Genomic DNA, 17,526 nt, shown 5'->3' with positions numbered 1-17,526 from the left:
TACCTTGCGTGTGCCCAGACGCGCCTTCGGCGCATCAGCCCTCGGTCGAGACTAACGCCATCCGCCCCGCAATCTCCTCACTCCGCCAGCACCGCACCGCATGCCCATCCGCCCGCGTCCCCAGCGCCGGTCCCGGCTCGCTCCGGCACACCGCCTCGGCGTAACGGCAGCGCGGGCTGAAGGCGCAGCCGTTCGGCGGGTTGAGCGGGTTCGGCAGGTCGCCGCCGGTCGTTGCCAGCGGAGCATGGCGCAGCGGATCGGGGATGGCCGCTATCAGGGCCTGCGTGTAGGGGTGCGCGGGGCGCTCGAAAATCTCGCGCCAATGGCCGTTCTCGACGATGCGGCCGAGATACATCACGGCGACGCGGTCGCTCATGTGCTCGACGACGCCGAGGTCATGGCTGATCATGATGTAGGACAGGCCGAGCGTCTCCTTCAGCTCCAGCAGCAGGTTGATGATCTGGGCGCGGATCGAGACGTCGAGCGCCGAGACGGGCTCGTCGCAGATGACGATCTTCGGGTTGAGGATCAGGGCGCGGGCGATCCCTATGCGCTGGCGCTGGCCGCCGGAGAACTCATGCGGATAGCGGTCGGCCTGCTCGGGGCGCAGGCCGACGTGCCTGAGCATCGTCGCGAGGCGGTCCTCGATCTCGCTTTTCGCAGTCACGCCGTGCACGCGCAGGGGATCTTCGAGCGTGCGGCGCACGGTCTGGCGCGGATTGAGCGAGGCGTAGGGATCCTGGAACACGATCTGCACGATGCGGGCGAGCGCTTTCCGGTCTCCGGATTGCCGGTTCGTGACGACCTGCCCGTCCAGCACGATGCGGCCGCGCGTCGGCGTCAGCAGGCCCAGAATGGACAATGCGACCGTCGACTTGCCGGAGCCGGATTCGCCGACGAGGCCGAGGCATTCGCCGCGCTTCAGCCTGAGGTCGACGCCGTCGACGGCGCGGAGCAGCCGACGGCCGCGGCCCAGCAGGCCGCCTCCAAGCGGAAAATGAACGGCGAGATCCTCCACGCTGAGGATCACATCGTCATCCGCTCTCCCCTTTGGCTCATGCATGGTGGTGACACCGGACGAAACCGCCCGCCTCCAGCCCTTCCGTCTGAGGCGCGGTGGTTCGGCAAATATCCGTCGCCTGCGCGCAACGCGGATTGAACCGGCAGCCATCGGGGAAGCGCGTGATCGCCGGCACGACGCCCGCGATCTCCTTCAGCCTGCTGCGGCCGAGCGCAGCACGGCTGCCGAGACGCGGCAGGGAGTCGACGAGGCCCTGCGTATAGGGATGGGAGGGCGCTCGGAAGATGTCGGCCGAGCCGCGCTCCTCGACGATGCGGCCGGCATACATGACGGCGACGCGGCGGCAGACATTGGCAACAAGGCCGAGATCGTGACTGATCATCAGGATCGCCGTTCCGCGCTCGGCGCACAGATTGCGCATCAGCTCGATGATCTCCGCCTGCACGGTAACGTCGAGCGCCGTGGTCGGCTCGTCGGCGATCAAGAGGTCCGGACCGCAGGCGAGCGCAATCGCGATCATCACGCGCTGGCGCATCCCGCCGGACAGCTGGTGCGGATAGTCCTTCACGCGCCGCTCCGGCGCGGGGACGCGGACGCTCGCGAGCGCCTCGACAGCCAGCTGGTTGGCCTCCCGCCAGCTCTTGCCCTTGTGCAGCACGAACATCTCGGCGATCTGCCGCCCCACCGGCGAGACCGGGTTCAGCGCCGTCATCGGCTCCTGGAAGATCATGGCGATGCGATTGCCGCGCAGCTGCCGTTGCCTGGCGGCGGACAGGTGCTGGATCTCCTGGCCCTGGAACCGGATGACGCCGCCGCCGATCGACAAGGGCGGCCGCAGCAGGCCGATCAAAGCGAGCGCCGTGATGCTCTTGCCGCAACCGGATTCGCCGACGAGGCCGAAGGTCTCGCCGCGATCGATGCGGAATGAAATGCCTTCGGCTGCCGCAACGCGTCTTGATCCGTCATCGAGATCGATGCGGAGATCCTCGACCTCGAGCAGCGGGCTGCCTGTCATGTGCGCCGGCTCCGCGATTGCGGATCGAGGATGTCGCGCAGGCCATCGCCGAGCAGATTGAGGCCGAGCACGGTCAGGAAGATGGCAAGGCCGGGAAAAATCGAAAGCCACGGCGCCGTCGTGATCTGCTCGCGCGCTTCCGACAGCATGCTGCCCCAGCTCGGAAAGGGCGGGCGGACGCCGAGGCCGAGGAACGACAATGCGGCTTCGGACAGGACCGCGCTGCCCATGCCCAGCGTGCCGATGACGACGATCGGCCCCAGCATGTTCGGCAGGAGCTGCGTGATCATGATGCGGATATCACCGTAGCCGAGCACGGTTGCCGCCTGCACATAGCCCTGGCTCCGCAGCGACAGCGCCGAGGCCCGTGCGAGCCGGCAGGTGAACGACCAGTTGGTCAGCCCGAGCGCGATCAAGAGGCTGGTCAGGCCGGGACCGAGCACCGCCATGATGGCGAGCGCGAAAATCAGCGAGGGGATCGCGAGCATGAGATTGGTCAGGGCGTTGACGACATCGTCCCACCAGCCGCCGAAATAGCCGGCGCTGAGGCCGAGCGCCACGCCGATGACGCTGTTGATGAGCTGGGAGACGATGCCGACCGTCAGCGAGACGCGCGCGCCGTAGAGGACACGGGAATAGATGTCGCGGCCCTGCGCGTCGGTGCCGAACCACCAGGTCCAACTCGGCGGCTCCTCCGCATTCATGAGGTTGGCGTCCATCACGGGATCGGTATGTGCCAGCCATGGCGCGAGCAGGCCGACGACGATCGCCAGCGCGAACAACGACCCGCCGATGACGAGATTGGCGCGCAGCTTCATGCGTATCTGATCCTGGGATCGATCACGCCGTAGAGCATGTCGATCAACAGATTGATCGCGAGAAAGAACATCACCACGACGAGGATGGAGCCCTGGACGGCGGGAATGTCGCGCTGGAGCACGCTGTCGACCAGCAGCGAGCCGATGCCCGGCCAGGAGAACAGTTTCTCGACCACGACCGCCTGCCCCATCAGTGCGCCGAACTGCAGGCCCATGGTCGTGAGGATGAGGACGAGCGCGTTGCGCATCACGTGCCACTTGACGACCCTGGTCTCGCTCATGCCCTTCGAGCGCGCGGTGCGGACGAAATCCGCGGTCATGATCTCGAGCACCGCGGCGCGCGTCGTCCGCGCCAGCAGCGCCATCGGCGAGACGCCAAGCGTCACGGCGGGCAGGATCAGGTATTTGAGGCCACCGTCACCGTAGCCGAAACTCGGCAGCCAGCCGAGCTTGAGCGCGAACAGGTACATCAAGAGCAGTCCGAGCCAGAACTTGGCCAATGACAGGCCCGACACCGCCAGCATCATCGAGACGGTGTCGACGAGGCTGCCCGGTCGCAAGGCCGCGACGAAGCCGAGCGGCACGCCGAGCAGTATCGCAAACGCCATGGATGCGAAGATCAGCTGCAGCGTCGGCCAGGCCCGCTTGGCGATCATGGTCGTGACAGGCTCACGGGTCCGGAACGAGGTTCCGAAATCGCCGGTCGCGAGCCCGGCGATGTAGGTGCCGAAACGCATATAGACGGGCTGATCGAGGCCGAGCTGCTTCTTCATGCGCAGCTCGACCTGCGGATCGCTGTCATCGCTCATGCTCGAGACGATGCTGCCGGGAACGACGCTGAACAGCACAAACACCAGCAGCACCACGGCGAGCACGGTCGGGATGGTCTGCAGGACGCGGCGGATCAGGAACGCGAGCATCTCAACTTTTCCCCGCTCCCTCCCTCGCCCGTCGCGCTAGGCGGGAGCGCGCGTGTCACTTCGCGGGCGAGGTCTCGTCGACCCAGAGGTCCTCGACGTTCTGGTGGGTCAGCTCGGTCGCGTTGAGCTGAATTCCCTTCAGCCAGGGCTGCACCGCCATGACCGCCTTGTTGTAGTTGAAGAACCAGACCGGCGCCTCCTCGTAGAGCAGCGCATTGGCCTTCTGCATCAGCTGGATGCGCTTTGTGGGATCGTCGGCCTGTCCGGCTTCATCGAGGATCTTGTCGAAGTCGGGATTTTTGTAGGTCGTGTAGTTACAGGCCGCCTGCGGCGTCGCCGAATGGAAGCATTTGAGCGCGGCCTGAGGATCGGGGCCGCTCGCCTGGGAATAGATGAAGGCCTGATAGTCGCCGGTGCGAACCACCTCGGCCAGCACCGCGGTCTCGACCTGCTTGACCTTGGCCTTGATGCCGACCTTGTCCAGCATCGGAATGACGGCCGAGACGATCGGCAGACCCCAGCTTTCATTCTGGCTGGTGGTCCATTCGAACTCGAAGCCGGATGCGTAGCCGGCCTCGGTGAGCAATTGCTTGGCCTTGGCGGGATCGAAGGGGTAAGGCTTCATCGCCTTGTCGTAGGCCGGCGAGGTCAGCGGCAGCCAGCTGGTGGCGCGGTAGGCCTTGCCCTTGACCAGCTTGTTGATGATCAAATCGGTATCGATGGCGTAATTGATCGCCTGCCTCACGCGCTTGTCGGAGAACGGCTTGACCGCGGGATTCATGCCCATGTAGCGCGTGAACACCTCGGCGACCTCGACGATGGTGCCCTTGAGGTCGGCGTCGGATTGGTAGGCGACGTACTGCGCAGGTCCCAGCACCGAGGTGTCGATCTCCTTGTTGCGGAAGGCGACGTCGCGCGCCGCGGCTTCGCCCATGACCGACACCACGATCTTGTCGGCATAGGGCTTGCCGGGCTTGTAGAACCGGTCCCAGCGCTCCAGGACGATGCGCGATCCCGGCACATGCTCGACGAACTTGAACGGACCGAGACCGATCGGCTTCTGGATGAAGCTCTCCTTGGCGGCCTCGTCGGCGGGATAGATCGAGGTCAGCGCGGTGAAGAAGTAGAAGCCGGGATCGACCTTCTCCGTCAGCTTCATCTCGATGGTGAAGTCGTCGATCTTCTTCAGGCCGGAGATTTCCTTGGCCTGGCCCTTCTCGACTGCGGCTGCGCCCTCGATGACACGGACGTAACGCGCGCCGGGATAGGCCTTGCTGCCGTCCATGATACGGTTGTAGGACCAGATGATGTCGTCGGCTGTCATCTTGCGGCCGCTGTGGAAATAGGCGTCGTCGCGCAGCTTGAAGGTGTGAACGAGGCCTCCGCCCGAGACCACATCCTCCTTGGCGAGCTCGAGCACCGGCTTTCCTTCCGCCGAATTCCAGATGTACAGCGAACGGTGCAGGGCCTTGGCGTAGATCTCATCCTGGGCGCGCTGCGTGGTGTGAATGTCGAGGCTGGTGAAGCTCGAGCCGTAGGGCGCCGTCATGCGGATGGTTCCGCCCTTGCGCGGTGTCTGCGCCTCGGCTGTGGCGGCGAGCGCCAGTCCCAAACCGGCAACGATCGCGATGGTCTTGAACATCATGTGTCCCCCGACGCAGGCGTATTCCGATAAGTGATTTGATCATTCGTCGCCTGCCGAAAGCAAGCTTCGTTTTGACGGCAAATGATGCCGGTTCCTGAGGCAGTCCTTCGGCGGGGGCATTGACGCGGTGCGTCATCGGGCGAGAAGGATTGATGAACATTTTTCCTGATCAACGCGACCAAGCTCAGGATCATTATCTGAGCCCCAAGGGACGGCGCAAAAATGCATCGCCGAACGCTAGGTGCCCTGCTCGCCACGGGTCTGGTCGCCACTACGGCCGTGCTGGCGCGCCCGGTCGCGGCCGGCCTCGGTGGAGAGAGCGCGACAGACGCTATCCGATTAGGCTGGAGTCGCACCTCCGGCGCGAACGACAATGTCGACCAGAGCTGGTGGGCGGTCCGGAGCCATAACACTCTGGACAATTTCGTCGAACGACTGCTCAGCATCCCCGTCGGGATGATGGCACGCGGTGCGGGAGCACGTTTCGAAGCCAAGCTCTCCGAGCATACCGGCCTGCCGCTGCCCGAAGGCTGGGCCCTCGCGACGGCGAAAGATTCGCCGCAGATCCGGTCGATCTACGCCGAGACGCCGCGCGATTTCGCTTCTGTGCTCGGCTTCTATCGCGACGCACTCGGCAAGCGTGGCTGGACGGAGAAAGACGGTGCGGTGGCAGAGCCGGACCGGGCCGTGATTACATTTCTGACGAGAGAGGGACCGGTCCTGCTCCGGCTCTCACGTCAGGACGACAGGACAATTGCCGAGCTGTCGGGGCGCAAATTCGCCCCGGCGACCATTGGCCTCCTGCCGAAGCCGGGGCAAGTGAGGCTGATGCTCGGCAACAAGACGGATGAAGCGGCGGTGATCACCGTCGCCGACCAGGCCGTCAATCTGGCGGCGCACGCCGGCGAAGACCTGGCGAACTCCGACGGTGCCGCAGGCGAATTGCCGGACAGCCAGAAGCTCGATCTGCCGCCCGGCAGGTACAAGGTCACCCTCAAGGTGGACGGCGGAGCGGCAGCGAGCCGGGAGTTCGAGGTCGCGGCCAACGAGACCTGGGGTTTGCTGGCCGGCGCGGACGGCGTCCTGCTGCCGATGCGGCTTTACTAACGTTCCGGGGACGATCTCTCATCTCGCAATCACGGAGCGTGGGCGGGCTCCTCATGAGGCCCTTTCAGCCCGACAATTCCGGCATCCAGTCCCGCAGTTTTCGCGCGGCATTCGTCACATCCGCGATGGTCCGGAACGACGCCGTCTCCACCATCATCGCCCTCGCCAGCCGCACGGCACGGGCTTCGCTGACCGCCCGCGTGCGCGGGTCCTCGATCAGCTCGAAATCGATGTTGTGGGCGAGGCCGAAGATGCGGCGGATGATTTTTGCGGCTGCGAAGCCGACAGCGTCGGCGAACAGGCGTTGCACGTAACTTTTTCGCTCGGCTTCCAGCCGCACGGCACCCTGCTCGCCGGCGAAAAGCGAGACCGGATAGGCATCGCCGGTGCCTCCCGCCCGCCAGAGATCGTGGAACTTTCGGGCGAACTCGGTCCAGACCTGCTCGACCGTCTCCAGCACCCAGGCCTCGAATGCCGCCCGTTCGCCCGGCGCGCGCTCGTGGCCGGCGGAAGCGAAATAGGCCATCAGGAGATTGGCCAGCACGGCGCCGATGTCGAAGCCCATCGGACCGTAGAATGCGAATTCCGGGTCGATCACCCGGGTCTGGCCGTCCGTGACCATGATCGAGCCGGTGTGGAGGTCGCCATGGATCAGCGCTTCCGGGCTCGCCATGAATTTCAGCTTCAGCCGGGATACCGCGACATGCAGCTCCAGATCCTCGCGCAAGCTCGCGGCGAGGCCGTCGAGATAGGGCGCGGTCCAGCGGTTCTGCTCGGCGATGCGGTAGGGATCGGTGAAGATCAGGTCCTCGGTGATCTTGCAGAGCGCGTGGTTGCCGGCAAAGGCCGCGATGGCCTCCTTCTTCTCGGCCGCTGACAGCGCGAGGTCGGAGGTGAAGAACAGCGTCCGCGCCATGAAGGTGGTGATATCGTCGACGAAACGCGGATAGCGCGTTGCCGCGACCAGGCCCTTGCGCATGATGATGTGGGGCTCGAGCAGCTCCATCACCGTCAGCGCCAGCGCCTCGTTGTGATGCAGCACGGCCGGCACCAGGCCGGGCGCGAGCTGGGCCTGGCGCGACAGCGCCAGATATTCGTAATGGGCGCGCGACAGCGGCAGGGGCCAGCTCTCGCCGACGAGGCGGACGTAAGGCAGCGCCTGCTTCACGGCGATGCCGCCGCGCGCGCCCTTGACGATGAAGACGAGGTTGAGGTTGCCGTCGCCCACCTCGGTGATCGCCCAGGAGGACGCCTCGCCGCCAAGGAGCGCGGCGATATCAGGCAAGCCCGCGAGATAGTCCCGCAAGTCCGCCTCGTGCAAAATCCGATAGTCCCCTGCCCGGTCCCCGGTCATTGCGATCCCATCCCATGTCTGGGCCGGATCGCTACTCCCGATGCTGGCAAGCTCGAGCCGATCCGGCCATTCTTTTCATCGGATCGTAGCCACAATGTACGTTGTCTGCCACCCGGTGCTTTGGTGGCGGCCAAGCTGGGACGCTTGGTCGCGAGCTCCGATTGGTCGATTGAGGAACCCAAGCAAGCTGAGACGGTTTTGGGTTTCTGACCTTCTAAAAGGAGCGAGCGATGAGCCGCGGAATGCCATCTATGACTGCCCTGCTGGCGATGCTGGCCATCGCCGGATATCAGAACCGCGACAAGCTGGCGGAGCTGCTGAAAGGCGCCGGCGCCGGCCCGTCCACGGGCGGCCAGCAGCCGCTCGGAGGCATGCTCGGCAATCTCGGCGGCATGCTCGGCGCTGGCGGAATCGGGGGCCTGCTCAATGGCGGGATTGGCGAGCTCCTGGAGAGGTTCAACCAGAATGGGCAGGGCGAGATCGCCGATTCATGGGTGAAGCCAGGCCCCAACAAGGAGATCTCCCCGCCGGAGCTCAAGCAAGCCATCGGCAGCGACGTCCTGGAGAAGCTCGCGCAGCAAACCGGGCTTTCCCAGGAGGAGATCGTCTCACGGCTAACCCGCGAGCTTCCTTCCGCAATCGACAAATACACGCCGGATGGACGCCTGCCCGACGCATAGAAGCAGCGGCTCAACTCGAAAAGGTGTACTCATGAGCATTCTCTGGACCATCATCATTGGCTTTCTCGCCGGCGTGATCGCCAAGTTCATCATGCCGGGCGACAACGAACCTTCAGGGTTCATCCTGACGACCATCCTCGGCATCGTCGGCGCCTTCGTCGCTTCGTATCTTGGGCAAGCGCTGGGCTGGTATCGCCCTGGCGAGGGTGCGGGCCTGATCGGTGCCGTGGTCGGCGCGATCATCGTGCTGTTCGTTTACGGTCTCTTCGCCGGCCGGCAGCGCCGCGCGATCTAGCTAGAAAGTCTCCCGCTCCAGGAAGCTGGAGCCGATGTCGGCCTTTCTCTTGATCGGATCGTAGTCGCAATAGACGCTGTCCGCGACCAGCGTGTAGCTGGCGCTGACCGTGTATTTGTCCGTCTTGACCGAGTTCAGGCCGATCACCGAGGTGCTCTTGCCGCCGTTCCATTTGAACGGCGTCGAGCTTTTGGCCTGCTCGCAGGCCAGCACGGCCTCGTTGAAGACATAGCCCTCGACGAACGCCTTCAGGGTGCGCACCTGCACCGCCATCCGCCATTCGAAATAGCCGATGGCACCGAGCCCTGCGACGATCAGCACCAGAAGCGCAATGACGATACGCTGAAATGTCATTTGTGACCCCATAACAACGCCAATCAAAACTTAAAACGGCATTCCCATCATCTTCGACAGGCGCTCGATCGAGAGATAGCCGGCATGATAGGCCGCAAGGCCAATGCCGAACACGATTGCCGAGATGATCGTGGTCCAGATCAGCTTGTGCCCCATGCGGGTGAGGATGGGAGCACCGGGATCGGTGCCGGGCGCGCCAACACCGTCCTCATGCTGGCTACGCACGCCGAACGGCAGCGTCACGAACAGCATGACCCACCAGAGCACGAAATAGATCGCGAGCCAGGTTGAAATCTGGATGGCCATGACGCGGCCCTATGCCTGCTCGATCTCGACGAGGGCGCCGGAAAAATCCTTGGGGTGCAGGAACAGCACCGGCTTGCCGTGGGCGCCGATCTTCGGCACGCCGTCGCCGAGCACCCTCGCGCCCTCCTTCACCAGCGTGTCGCGCGAGGCGACGATGTCGACGACCTCGTAGCAGACGTGATGGATGCCGCCGTCGGGATTGCGCTCGATGAACTTCGCGATCGGCGAGGCCTCACCGAGCGGCTCGATGAACTCGATCTTGGTGTTGGGCAGGGTCGCGAACACGGTGGTGACGCCGTGCTCGGGCAGCGGCACGGCCTCGGAAATCTGGGCGCCGAAGGCTGCACCGTAGATCTTCGCGGCCTTGACCGCGTCCCTGGTCGCGATCGCGACATGGTTGAGCCGGCCCAACATGTTCCCCTCCCTATACCGTCAGTACATGTACCAGACAGGGGGGCTTTTTGCCCCAATGTTCGTTGATCACGGCCCGGACAGCGCGTCGCACCGACTCGGCCAAGGCGTCCGGATCGCGCCGGCGCGCCCTCGGCAAGCCTTCGATGGTCGACATCACGGCATCGAAGACGACGTCGTCGAAGGCCTCGCCGGCCCTGTTCTTCTCGGGGATACCGACCAAATCGAGCTCGGGATCACCGGCGAGCTCACCCTGCGCGGTCATCGCGATGGCGACGAAGGCGCAGCCGGAAAAGCCCATGCGGCGCCGCTCCACGACGGCACGGGACTTAGAGTCTTCCAGGATCGTGCCGTCCTTGTACAGACGTCCCGACGGCACCTCGCCGACGATGCCGGGATCGCCGGGGCCGAGCTTGACGAGGTCGCCGTTGCGGCAGACCAGCACGCGCGGCACGCCGGCAGCGCGGGCGAGCTTGGCGTGCTCATGCAGGTGCAGGGCCTCGCCGTGGACCGGGATCAGGATCTGCGGCTTCACCCAGGAGATCATATCGCGCAGCTCGTCGCGGCGGGGATGGCCGGAGACGTGGACCAGCGCATCGCGATCGGTGATGACCTCGACGCCCTGCAGCACCAGATTGTTGATGATCGAGCCGACCGCCTTCTCGTTGCCGGGAATGGTGCGCGAGGAGAAGATGACGCTATCGCCGCGGTTCAGCGTGATTTCAGGATGGTCGTCGTTGGCAATGCGGGCCAGCGCGGCGCGCGGCTCGCCCTGGCTTCCGGTGCACAGCGCCAGCACCTTGTCCTGCGGCAGGTGGCCATAGACCTCGGGCGAGCGGAAATTCTGCACGCCCTCGAGATAGCCGGTCTCGCGCGCGACCTGCACCACGCGCTCCATGGCGCGGCCGACCACGACGACCTCGCGGTCCGCGGCCCTCGCGGCGTCAGCCACCGCTTTGACGCGAGCAACGTTGGAGGCGAACGTCGTCACCGCGACGCGGCCCTTGGCGGATTTGACGAGGTCGATGATGGTTCGGGCGACCTCGGCCTCCGAGGGCGAACGGCCGTCGCGCACGGCATTGGTGGAATCGCCGATCAAGGCGAGCACGCCCTGCTCGCCCAATTCGCGCAGCCGCTTCTCGTCGGTCGCGGCTCCAAGCGTCGGGGTCGGGTCGATCTTCCAGTCGCCGGTGTGCAGCACGATGCCGGCGTCGGTGTGGATCGCCAGCGCATGCGCTTCCGGAATGGAATGCGCGACCGGAATGAACTCGACGTTGAACGGACCGATATCGACACGGCCGCCTGAAGGCACCACGGTGACCGGAATCTCGGGCGCGTTGCGCTCGGCGGCGCATTTGGCCTCGAACAGCGCGGCGCTGAACCTGGTGGCGTAGATCGGGCATTTCAGCTTCGGCCAGAGGTCGATGATGGCGCCGAAATGATCCTCATGGGCGTGGGTCAGCACGAGGCCCATCAGGTTCTTGCGCTCCTTCTCCAGGAAGGAGATGTCGGGCATGATCAGGTCGATGCCGGGCAGATGCTCCTCATCGCCGAAGGAGACGCCGAGATCGACCGCAAGCCAGGCGCGCTGGTGACGGTTGCCGAGGCCGTAGATCGACAGGTTCATGCCGATCTCGCCGACGCCGCCGAGCGGCGCAAACACCAATTCGTCCGGCCTTGCCATCACGCTGCTCCCACCGAGGCGACGGGCCCGAAGAACACCTCGCCGGCCGCCACCGGAACGAGGCGGCCCTCCGCGGTGCGGACGATCAGGCAGCCGGTGTCGTCGATCGTGTCAAAAACACCTTCCAGCGTCATGGTTCCCGTGTGGATGGCAACCTTTTCGCCGAGGCCGGCGGCGCGCTCTAGCCAGAGCCTGCGGATCTCGGCAAAGCCGCGGCCATTGTCCCAGATGCCGCGGAACTCGACCCAGGCATCCGACAGCGCCATGAATAGCTCCTCGGCGCTGATCTGGACGCCGAGGGCGGCCAGCGACACCGCGGGCGTCGGGGTGCCCTCGGGCGCGGCGACCACATTGGTCCCGATGCCGACCACGACGGCAAGGCCGCCACCGACGGCCTCGGCCTCAAGGCCAATGCCGACCAGCTTCTTGCCGCTGGCGAGCACGTCATTCGGCCATTTCAGCGCGTAGCGGGGCCGGCCTTCGCCGAGACGGAGCGCGGCCTCGAGGCTCACCTTCTCCAGTGCCGCCTCCTCGGCCAGCCCTGCGGCAAAGCCGAGCGTGGCGGCGACGGCGGGGGCGACGTCCATGACTTCGAGGATGCTGGCGGCGAGATTGCCGCGCGGCGCGATCCAGGCGCGCTGGCGCCGGCCGCGGCCGGCGGTCTGCTCGGACGTGACGAACCACATCGGGCCGCGCTCGCCGGCCCTGGCGTGTTCGATCGCCTCGGTATTGGTCGAGCCGGTCCGTTCGAACGCCGCGAGCCTGTAGCCCGCAGCCGATGCGCGAGGACCGAGCGCGAAGACCATCCTAGAACAACGACTTTGCCGCGGCGGAGGCGACGCTCACCACGGGCCCCGCGAACAGCGCAAACAGCAGGTTGAATAGGCCAGCGACCGCCAGCACCGTCCGCACTTCGATGCGGACCGGATCGACCCGGCCGGCTGGCTCGTCGAAATACATCGTCTTGACGATGGCGAGATAATAGTAGGCGCCGACCACGCTGGTCAGCACGCCGATGACGGCGAGCGTGAACAGGTTCGCCTTGATGGCGGCGACGAAGACGTACCATTTGGCGAAGAAGCCGGCGAGCGGCGGAATGCCGGCGAGCGAGAACAGCAGCATCGCGAACATGAAGGCGAGCAGCGGATTGGTGCGCGACAGGCCGGCGAAATCGCTGATCTGCTCCACGGCCTGGCCGTTGCGCTTCATGGCGAGAATGATGGAGAACGAGCCCAGCGTCATCGCGACATAGATCACGATGTACATCAACACGCCCTGCGCGCCTTCCACCGTGCCGGAGGCAAGGCCGACCAGCGCGAAGCCCATGTGGCCGATCGAGGAATAGGCCATCAGGCGCTTGATGTTGCTCTGGCCGATCGCGGCGAAGGAGCCCAGCGCCATCGAGGCGATCGACACGAACACCAGGATCTGCTGCCATTGCGAGACGATGCCGGGGAATGCGGTGAGCGTCACGCGGGTGAAGACGGCGAGCGCGGCGACCTTCGGCGCCGACGCGAAGAAGGCGGTGACCGGGGTCGGCGCGCCCTCGTAGACGTCAGGCGTCCACATGTGGAACGGCACGGCCGAGACCTTGAAGCAGAGGCCGACGAGCAGGAAGACGAGGCCGAACACGAGGCCGACATTCGAAACCGTCGCGGCCGCGGCGATCCCGGTGAAGTTGACGGTGCCGGTAAAACCATAGACCAGCGACGCCCCGTACAGCAGCATGCCCGAGGACAGCGCGCCGAGCACGAAGTACTTCAGGCCGGCTTCGGTCGACTTGGCATTGTCGCGGTTCGAGGCCGCCACGACGTAGAGCGCCAGCGACATCAATTCGAGGCCGAGATAGAGCGAGATCAGGTCGCCGGCCGAGATCAGCACCATCATGCCGAGCGTCGAGAGCAGCACGAGGATGGCGTATTCGAAAATCCGGCGCGAGGGGTCGGACAGGAACTCGGTCGACAGGATCAGCGTCACGGCCGAGCCGATCAGGGCCAGGATCTTCATGAAGCGGGCGAAGTCGTCGACGATAAAGCTGCCACCGAACGTCACCTGTTTGCCCGCGGGCTGCATGTACACGAGCGCACCGACCACGATCAGAAGCACCACCGCCAGAGAGGTGACGGTTTTGGTCGTCTCCTGCCCGCGATAGGCGCCGAGCATCAGAAGCGCCATCGCGCCGACCGCGAGCACGAGCTCGGGCAGCACCGGCGCCAGTTGATAACCTGCAGTCGAAAAGCTCATGGCGATATCCTGACCTGCCCGATCACTGGAGCAGTGCGGCGGCCTTCACGGCCGTCACGGCGGTATTGTAATTGTTGACGAGTTGCTGGACCGAAGCGGCCGACATGTCGAGCACCGGCTTCGGATAGACGCCGAACAGGATCGTCAGCGCGATCATCGGGAATAGAATGACGCACTCCCGCAAGGTGAGATCCTTCATGCTCGCCAGCTGCGGCTTGACCAGCGCTCCGAACACGACCTTGCGATAGAGCCATAGTGCGTAGGCCGCCGAGAGGATCACGCCGAAGCTGGCGAAGAACGCGGTCGGGATCGAGACCTTGAAGGTGCCGAGCAGCGTCATGAACTCGCCGACGAAGCCGCTCGTGCCGGGCAGACCGACATTGGCCATGGTGAACACCATGAAGGTCATCGCATAGAGCGGCATCCGGTTGACGAGGCCGCCATAGGCCGCGATCTCGCGGGTGTGCAGGCGGTCGTAGACGACGCCGACGCAGAGGAACAGCGCGCCGGAGACGATGCCGTGCGAGATCATCTGGAACACGCCGCCGGCGACGCCCTGCATGGTGCCGGCGAAGATGCCCATGGTGACGAAGCCCATATGCGCGACCGAGGAGTACGCGATCAGCTTCTTCATGTCCTCCTGCATCAGCGCCACCAGCGAGGTGTAGATGATGGCGATGGCCGAGAGCGTGAACACCAGCGGCGCGAAGTCGTGCGAGGCCAGCGGGAACATCGGCAGCGAGAAGCGCAGGAAGCCGTAGCCGCCCATCTTCAGGAGGATCGCGGCCAGGACCACAGAGCCCGCGGTCGGTGCCTCCACGTGCGCGTCGGGGAGCCAGGTGTGCACCGGCCACATCGGCATCTTCACCGCGAAGGAGGCGAAGAACGCCAGCCACGCCCAGGTCTGCAGGTTCCGCGGCACGGCGGTGTGCATCAGAGTCGGAATGTCGGTGGTGCCGCCGTTCCAATACAGCGCCATGATGGCGAGCAGCATCAGGACCGAGCCGAGCAGCGTGTAGAGGAAGAACTTGAACGAGGCATAGACCCGGCGCGGACCGCCCCAGACGCCGATGATCAGGAACATCGGGATCAGGCCGCCCTCGAAGAACAAATAGAACAGCACGAGATCGAGCGCCGAGAAGGTGCCGATCATCAGCGTTTCCAGGATCAGGAATGCCATCATGTATTCGCGGACGCGGTTGGTGATCGCCTTCCAGCTCGCGATGATGCAGAACGGCATCACGGCGGTGGTGAGGATCACGAGCGGCAGCGAGATGCCGTCGACTCCCATGTGGTAGGTGATGCCGGTGGCGAGCCAGTTCGCCTTCTCGACGAACTGGAAGTCGGGGTTGCTGGGGTCAAAGCGCATGACCAGGATCACCGACACCGCGAAGGTGATCAGCGTGGTCCAGAGCGCGATCCAGCGCGAATTGCGCCGCGCCGCCTCGTCGTCACCGCGGCTCAGATAGACGATCAGCGCGCCGACCAGGGGCAGGAACGTCGTGACCGAAAGAATGGGCCAGGTTGTCATTTACTGGCCTCCAAAGCCGAACATGAACCAGGTGATCAGGCCGGCGGCGCCGATCAGCATGGCGAATGCATAGTGATAGAGATAGCCGGTCTGGATCTTGACGACGTTGCGGGTGACATCCAGCACGCGGGCCGAGACGCCGTCGGGGCCGAAGCCGTCGATGATGAAGCCGTCGCCCTTCTTCCAGAGCTGGTAGCCGATCCACTTCGCCGGGCGGACGAAGATGAAGTCGTAGAGCTCGTCAAAGTACCATTTGTTGAGCAGGAACTGGTACAGCATCGGCTGTGTGTTCGCGAGCTCGACCGGCAGGTAGGGCCGGCGGATGTAGAACAGGTAGGAGACGAGGAAGCCCAGCACCATCATCACCGTCGGCAGGAAGGCGATGGTCTGAGGGATGTGGTGCATCTCCTCGATGATGTGCGGGTTCATCTTCACGGACTCGCGGAAGAACTCCTCGACCCCGTGACCGGCGAACAGCTCCTTGAACGGCAGGCCCGCGACGAACGAGCCGACCGCGAGCACGCCGATCGGGATCAGGATCCAGAGCGGAGCCTCATGCGCGGCCTCGTAATGATGCTCGTCATGCGGCTCGCCGTGGAAGGTCTTGAAGATCAGGCGCCAGGAGTAGAACGAGGTCAGGCCAGCGGCGATGATCGTCATCAGGAAGCCGTACACCGCGAACGGATTGTGCGAGGCGTAGGCGGACTCGATGATCGCGTCCTTTGAGAAGTAGCCGGCGGTGAGCGGGAAGCCGGTCAGCGCCAGCGTGCCGACCACCATCACGGCATAGGTGTAGGGAATCTTCTTCCAGAGGCCGCCCATGTTGCGGATGTCCTGCTCGTGGTGCATCGCGTAGATCACCGAGCCGGAGCCTAGGAACAGCAGCGCCTTGAAGAAGGCGTGGGTGAACAGGTGGAACATGCCGACCGAATAGGCCCCCGCCCCCATCGCCACGAACATGTAGCCGAGCTGCGAACAGGTCGAGTAGGCGACGATGCGCTTGATGTCGTTCTGGACGAGGCCGATGGTCGCGGCGAAGAACGCCGTGGTCGCGCCGAAGAACATCACGACGGCCTGGGCATTCGGGGCGAGCTCGAACAGCGGCGACAGGCGCGCCACCATGAAGACGCCGGCGGTGACCATGGTCGCGGCGTGGATCAGCGCCGACACCGGGGTCGGGCCTTCCATCGCGTCCGGCAACCAGGTGTGCAGCAGGAACTGGGCGGACTTGCCCATCGCACCCATGAACAGCAGCAGACAGGTCAGGGTCAGCGCGTCGGCGTGCCAACCGAGGAAGTTGATGGTCTTGCCAGTGAGGCCGGGCGCGGCGTGGAAGATGGTCTCGAAATCGGTCGAGCCGACCAGCATGAAGACCGCGAAGATACCGAGCGCGAAGCCGAAGTCGCCGACGCGGTTGACCACGAAGGCCTTGATGGCGGCAGCGTTGGCCGAGGGCTTCTGGTACCAGAAGCCGATCAGCAGATAGCTGGCGAGACCCACGCCTTCCCAGCCGAAGAACAGCTGCACCAAATTGTCGGCCGTCACCAGCATCAGCATGGCGAAGGTGAACAGCGAGAGATACCCGAAGAAGCGCGGCCGGTTCGGGTCCTCGTCCATGTAGCCGATGGAATAGAGGTGCACGAGCGAGGACACGGTCGTCACCACCACCAGCATTACGGCGGTGAGCGTATCGACGCGCAGCGTCCACCAGACTTGGAGATCGCCGGAGAAGATCCAGGGCAGCAGCTGGATCCTGTAGTCGTGATGCATGAAGCCGACGTCGACCAGCGTCATCCAGGACAAGGCCGCCGAGACGAACAGCAGCCCGGTGGTGATCAGCTCGGCTGCGCGCGAGCCCGCCGCCGGCGGCTCGGTCGGGCCATGGCCGTGATCGTCGTGAGCGTCGTCGTGATGGCTCTCGTGGATGACGGAGGCATCCTCGTTGATCTTGTCGGACGCATGGGCATGCGCGCCATGGCCGTGGTCGCCGTGATGCTCGAGCTCGTCGCCCGAGGGGTTGCGGGCATGCGCGCCGAACAGCGCGATCAGGCCAGCCAGAATGGCGCCCAGCAGAGGCAGAAAGACAATTGCCTGAACCATGACTTACTCTTTCCGCATGATCTGATCGGAAAACCGGCGTC

17 protein-coding genes are annotated in these 17,526 nt (G+C 64.9%); 3 read left to right on the top strand and 14 right to left on the bottom strand.

The window, feature by feature from the left end; translation table 11 throughout:
• Window positions 1-34: 34 nt before the first annotated feature.
• The 5 genes from I6F33_RS16375 to I6F33_RS16355 are packed head-to-tail and all read right to left on the bottom strand — an operon-like array spanning window position 35 to window position 5,416.
• On the bottom strand, window positions 35-1,063 hold the full coding sequence (locus I6F33_RS16375) for an ABC transporter ATP-binding protein (RefSeq protein ID WP_225113109.1): 1,029 nt from the start codon (window positions 1,061-1,063) through the stop codon (window positions 35-37).
• Window positions 1,056-2,036, bottom strand: a complete 981-nt coding sequence (locus I6F33_RS16370; protein WP_225143311.1) for an ABC transporter ATP-binding protein — start codon at window positions 2,034-2,036, stop codon at window positions 1,056-1,058. Before I6F33_RS16370 ends, I6F33_RS16375 begins: the two co-directional genes overlap by 8 nt.
• Entirely contained in the window at window positions 2,033-2,854 is an 822-nt protein-coding gene (locus tag I6F33_RS16365) for an ABC transporter permease (RefSeq protein ID WP_036010134.1), read from the bottom strand. The genes I6F33_RS16370 and I6F33_RS16365 overlap by 4 nt, the downstream gene beginning before the upstream one ends.
• A complete protein-coding gene (locus tag I6F33_RS16360) occupies window positions 2,851-3,774 on the bottom strand; it encodes an ABC transporter permease (protein ID WP_057029432.1) in 924 nt (307 codons plus the stop codon). The genes I6F33_RS16365 and I6F33_RS16360 overlap by 4 nt, the downstream gene beginning before the upstream one ends.
• A 55-nt stretch (window positions 3,775-3,829) precedes the next feature.
• A complete protein-coding gene (locus tag I6F33_RS16355; protein WP_036010252.1) occupies window positions 3,830-5,416 on the bottom strand; it encodes an ABC transporter substrate-binding protein in 1,587 nt (528 codons plus the stop codon).
• 225 nt (window positions 5,417-5,641) lie between these two features.
• Between I6F33_RS16355 and I6F33_RS16350 the strand changes: the two genes are divergently transcribed.
• Window positions 5,642-6,526, top strand: a complete 885-nt coding sequence (locus tag I6F33_RS16350; protein WP_225143309.1) for a hypothetical protein — start codon at window positions 5,642-5,644, stop codon at window positions 6,524-6,526.
• A gap of 64 nt (window positions 6,527-6,590) precedes the next feature.
• Here I6F33_RS16350 and mtnK read toward each other — a convergent pair whose 3' ends face one another.
• On the bottom strand, window positions 6,591-7,880 hold the full coding sequence (gene mtnK / locus I6F33_RS16345) for an S-methyl-5-thioribose kinase (RefSeq protein WP_225143306.1): 1,290 nt from the start codon (window positions 7,878-7,880) through the stop codon (window positions 6,591-6,593).
• 230 nt (window positions 7,881-8,110) lie between these two features.
• Here mtnK and I6F33_RS16340 point away from each other — a divergent pair, with 230 nt between their 5' ends.
• Together I6F33_RS16340 and I6F33_RS16335 are read left to right on the top strand one after the other, a co-directional pair.
• On the top strand, window positions 8,111-8,560 hold the full coding sequence (locus I6F33_RS16340; RefSeq protein WP_225143304.1) for a YidB family protein: 450 nt from the start codon (window positions 8,111-8,113) through the stop codon (window positions 8,558-8,560).
• 31 nt (window positions 8,561-8,591) lie between these two features.
• A complete protein-coding gene (locus I6F33_RS16335; RefSeq protein ID WP_024341246.1) occupies window positions 8,592-8,855 on the top strand; it encodes a GlsB/YeaQ/YmgE family stress response membrane protein in 264 nt (87 codons plus the stop codon).
• On the opposite strand, the gene I6F33_RS16330 is transcribed toward I6F33_RS16335, so the two are convergent.
• Genes I6F33_RS16330 through nuoL form a run of 8 tightly spaced genes read right to left on the bottom strand, consistent with a single transcriptional unit; the run spans window position 8,856 to window position 17,485 of the window.
• A complete protein-coding gene (locus I6F33_RS16330; RefSeq protein ID WP_036025327.1) occupies window positions 8,856-9,209 on the bottom strand; it encodes a hypothetical protein in 354 nt (117 codons plus the stop codon).
• Window positions 9,210-9,239: 30 nt separating this feature from the next.
• The gene (locus I6F33_RS16325) at window positions 9,240-9,515 is read right to left on the bottom strand and encodes a DUF1467 family protein (protein ID WP_025036606.1); all 276 of its coding nucleotides are present in this window, start codon (window positions 9,513-9,515) and stop codon (window positions 9,240-9,242) included.
• A gap of 9 nt (window positions 9,516-9,524) precedes the next feature.
• On the bottom strand, window positions 9,525-9,929 hold the full coding sequence (gene mce / locus I6F33_RS16320; RefSeq protein WP_225143301.1) for a methylmalonyl-CoA epimerase: 405 nt from the start codon (window positions 9,927-9,929) through the stop codon (window positions 9,525-9,527).
• Window positions 9,930-9,939: 10 nt separating this feature from the next.
• Window positions 9,940-11,610 carry a ribonuclease J gene (locus I6F33_RS16315; RefSeq protein ID WP_225143299.1) on the bottom strand — a complete coding sequence of 557 codons (1,671 nt, stop codon included), beginning with the start codon at window positions 11,608-11,610 and terminating at the stop codon, window positions 9,940-9,942.
• Window positions 11,610-12,416 (bottom strand): biotin--[acetyl-CoA-carboxylase] ligase, encoded by an 807-nt coding sequence (locus tag I6F33_RS16310; protein ID WP_128265624.1) that lies wholly within the window; start codon window positions 12,414-12,416, stop codon window positions 11,610-11,612. Before I6F33_RS16310 ends, I6F33_RS16315 begins: the two co-directional genes overlap by 1 nt.
• A gap of 1 nt (window position 12,417) precedes the next feature.
• On the bottom strand, window positions 12,418-13,854 hold the full coding sequence (gene nuoN, locus I6F33_RS16305; protein ID WP_225143297.1) for an NADH-quinone oxidoreductase subunit NuoN: 1,437 nt from the start codon (window positions 13,852-13,854) through the stop codon (window positions 12,418-12,420).
• A 22-nt stretch (window positions 13,855-13,876) separates the two neighbouring features.
• Window positions 13,877-15,385 (bottom strand): NADH-quinone oxidoreductase subunit M, encoded by a 1,509-nt coding sequence (locus tag I6F33_RS16300; protein ID WP_225143295.1) that lies wholly within the window; start codon window positions 15,383-15,385, stop codon window positions 13,877-13,879.
• A complete protein-coding gene (gene nuoL / locus I6F33_RS16295; protein ID WP_057029439.1) occupies window positions 15,386-17,485 on the bottom strand; it encodes an NADH-quinone oxidoreductase subunit L in 2,100 nt (699 codons plus the stop codon).
• Between the last annotated feature and the right edge of the window lie 41 nt (window positions 17,486-17,526).

Source organism: Bradyrhizobium sp. BRP20 (genome assembly GCF_020194215.1).
Lineage (GTDB): Bacteria > Pseudomonadota > Alphaproteobacteria > Rhizobiales > Xanthobacteraceae > Bradyrhizobium > Bradyrhizobium yuanmingense.
This window is presented reverse-complemented; position numbering and strand designations above follow the sequence as displayed.

What these genes read in the sequence shown, in the direction of transcription:
- I6F33_RS16365 (WP_036010134.1), bottom strand. Translation starts at nt 2,854, where the DNA reads ATGAAGCTGCGCGCCAATCTCGTCATCGGCGGGTCGTTGTTCGCGCTG.
- I6F33_RS16350 (WP_225143309.1), top strand. Translation starts at nt 5,642, where the DNA reads ATGCATCGCCGAACGCTAGGTGCCCTGCTCGCCACGGGTCTGGTCGCC.
- I6F33_RS16300 (WP_225143295.1), bottom strand. Translation starts at nt 15,385, where the DNA reads ATGACAACCTGGCCCATTCTTTCGGTCACGACGTTCCTGCCCCTGGTC.
- mce (WP_225143301.1), bottom strand. Translation starts at nt 9,929, where the DNA reads ATGTTGGGCCGGCTCAACCATGTCGCGATCGCGACCAGGGACGCGGTC.
- I6F33_RS16335 (WP_024341246.1), top strand. Translation starts at nt 8,592, where the DNA reads ATGAGCATTCTCTGGACCATCATCATTGGCTTTCTCGCCGGCGTGATC.
- I6F33_RS16340 (WP_225143304.1), top strand. Translation starts at nt 8,111, where the DNA reads ATGAGCCGCGGAATGCCATCTATGACTGCCCTGCTGGCGATGCTGGCC.
- I6F33_RS16355 (WP_036010252.1), bottom strand. Translation starts at nt 5,416, where the DNA reads ATGTTCAAGACCATCGCGATCGTTGCCGGTTTGGGACTGGCGCTCGCC.
- I6F33_RS16315 (WP_225143299.1), bottom strand. Translation starts at nt 11,610, where the DNA reads ATGGCAAGGCCGGACGAATTGGTGTTTGCGCCGCTCGGCGGCGTCGGC.
- I6F33_RS16325 (WP_025036606.1), bottom strand. Translation starts at nt 9,515, where the DNA reads ATGGCCATCCAGATTTCAACCTGGCTCGCGATCTATTTCGTGCTCTGG.
- I6F33_RS16370 (WP_225143311.1), bottom strand. Translation starts at nt 2,036, where the DNA reads ATGACAGGCAGCCCGCTGCTCGAGGTCGAGGATCTCCGCATCGATCTC.
- nuoL (WP_057029439.1), bottom strand. Translation starts at nt 17,485, where the DNA reads ATGGTTCAGGCAATTGTCTTTCTGCCTCTGCTGGGCGCCATTCTGGCT.
- I6F33_RS16330 (WP_036025327.1), bottom strand. Translation starts at nt 9,209, where the DNA reads ATGACATTTCAGCGTATCGTCATTGCGCTTCTGGTGCTGATCGTCGCA.
- I6F33_RS16310 (WP_128265624.1), bottom strand. Translation starts at nt 12,416, where the DNA reads ATGGTCTTCGCGCTCGGTCCTCGCGCATCGGCTGCGGGCTACAGGCTC.
- mtnK (WP_225143306.1), bottom strand. Translation starts at nt 7,880, where the DNA reads ATGACCGGGGACCGGGCAGGGGACTATCGGATTTTGCACGAGGCGGAC.
- I6F33_RS16375 (WP_225113109.1), bottom strand. Translation starts at nt 1,063, where the DNA reads ATGCATGAGCCAAAGGGGAGAGCGGATGACGATGTGATCCTCAGCGTG.
- I6F33_RS16360 (WP_057029432.1), bottom strand. Translation starts at nt 3,774, where the DNA reads ATGCTCGCGTTCCTGATCCGCCGCGTCCTGCAGACCATCCCGACCGTG.
- nuoN (WP_225143297.1), bottom strand. Translation starts at nt 13,854, where the DNA reads ATGAGCTTTTCGACTGCAGGTTATCAACTGGCGCCGGTGCTGCCCGAG.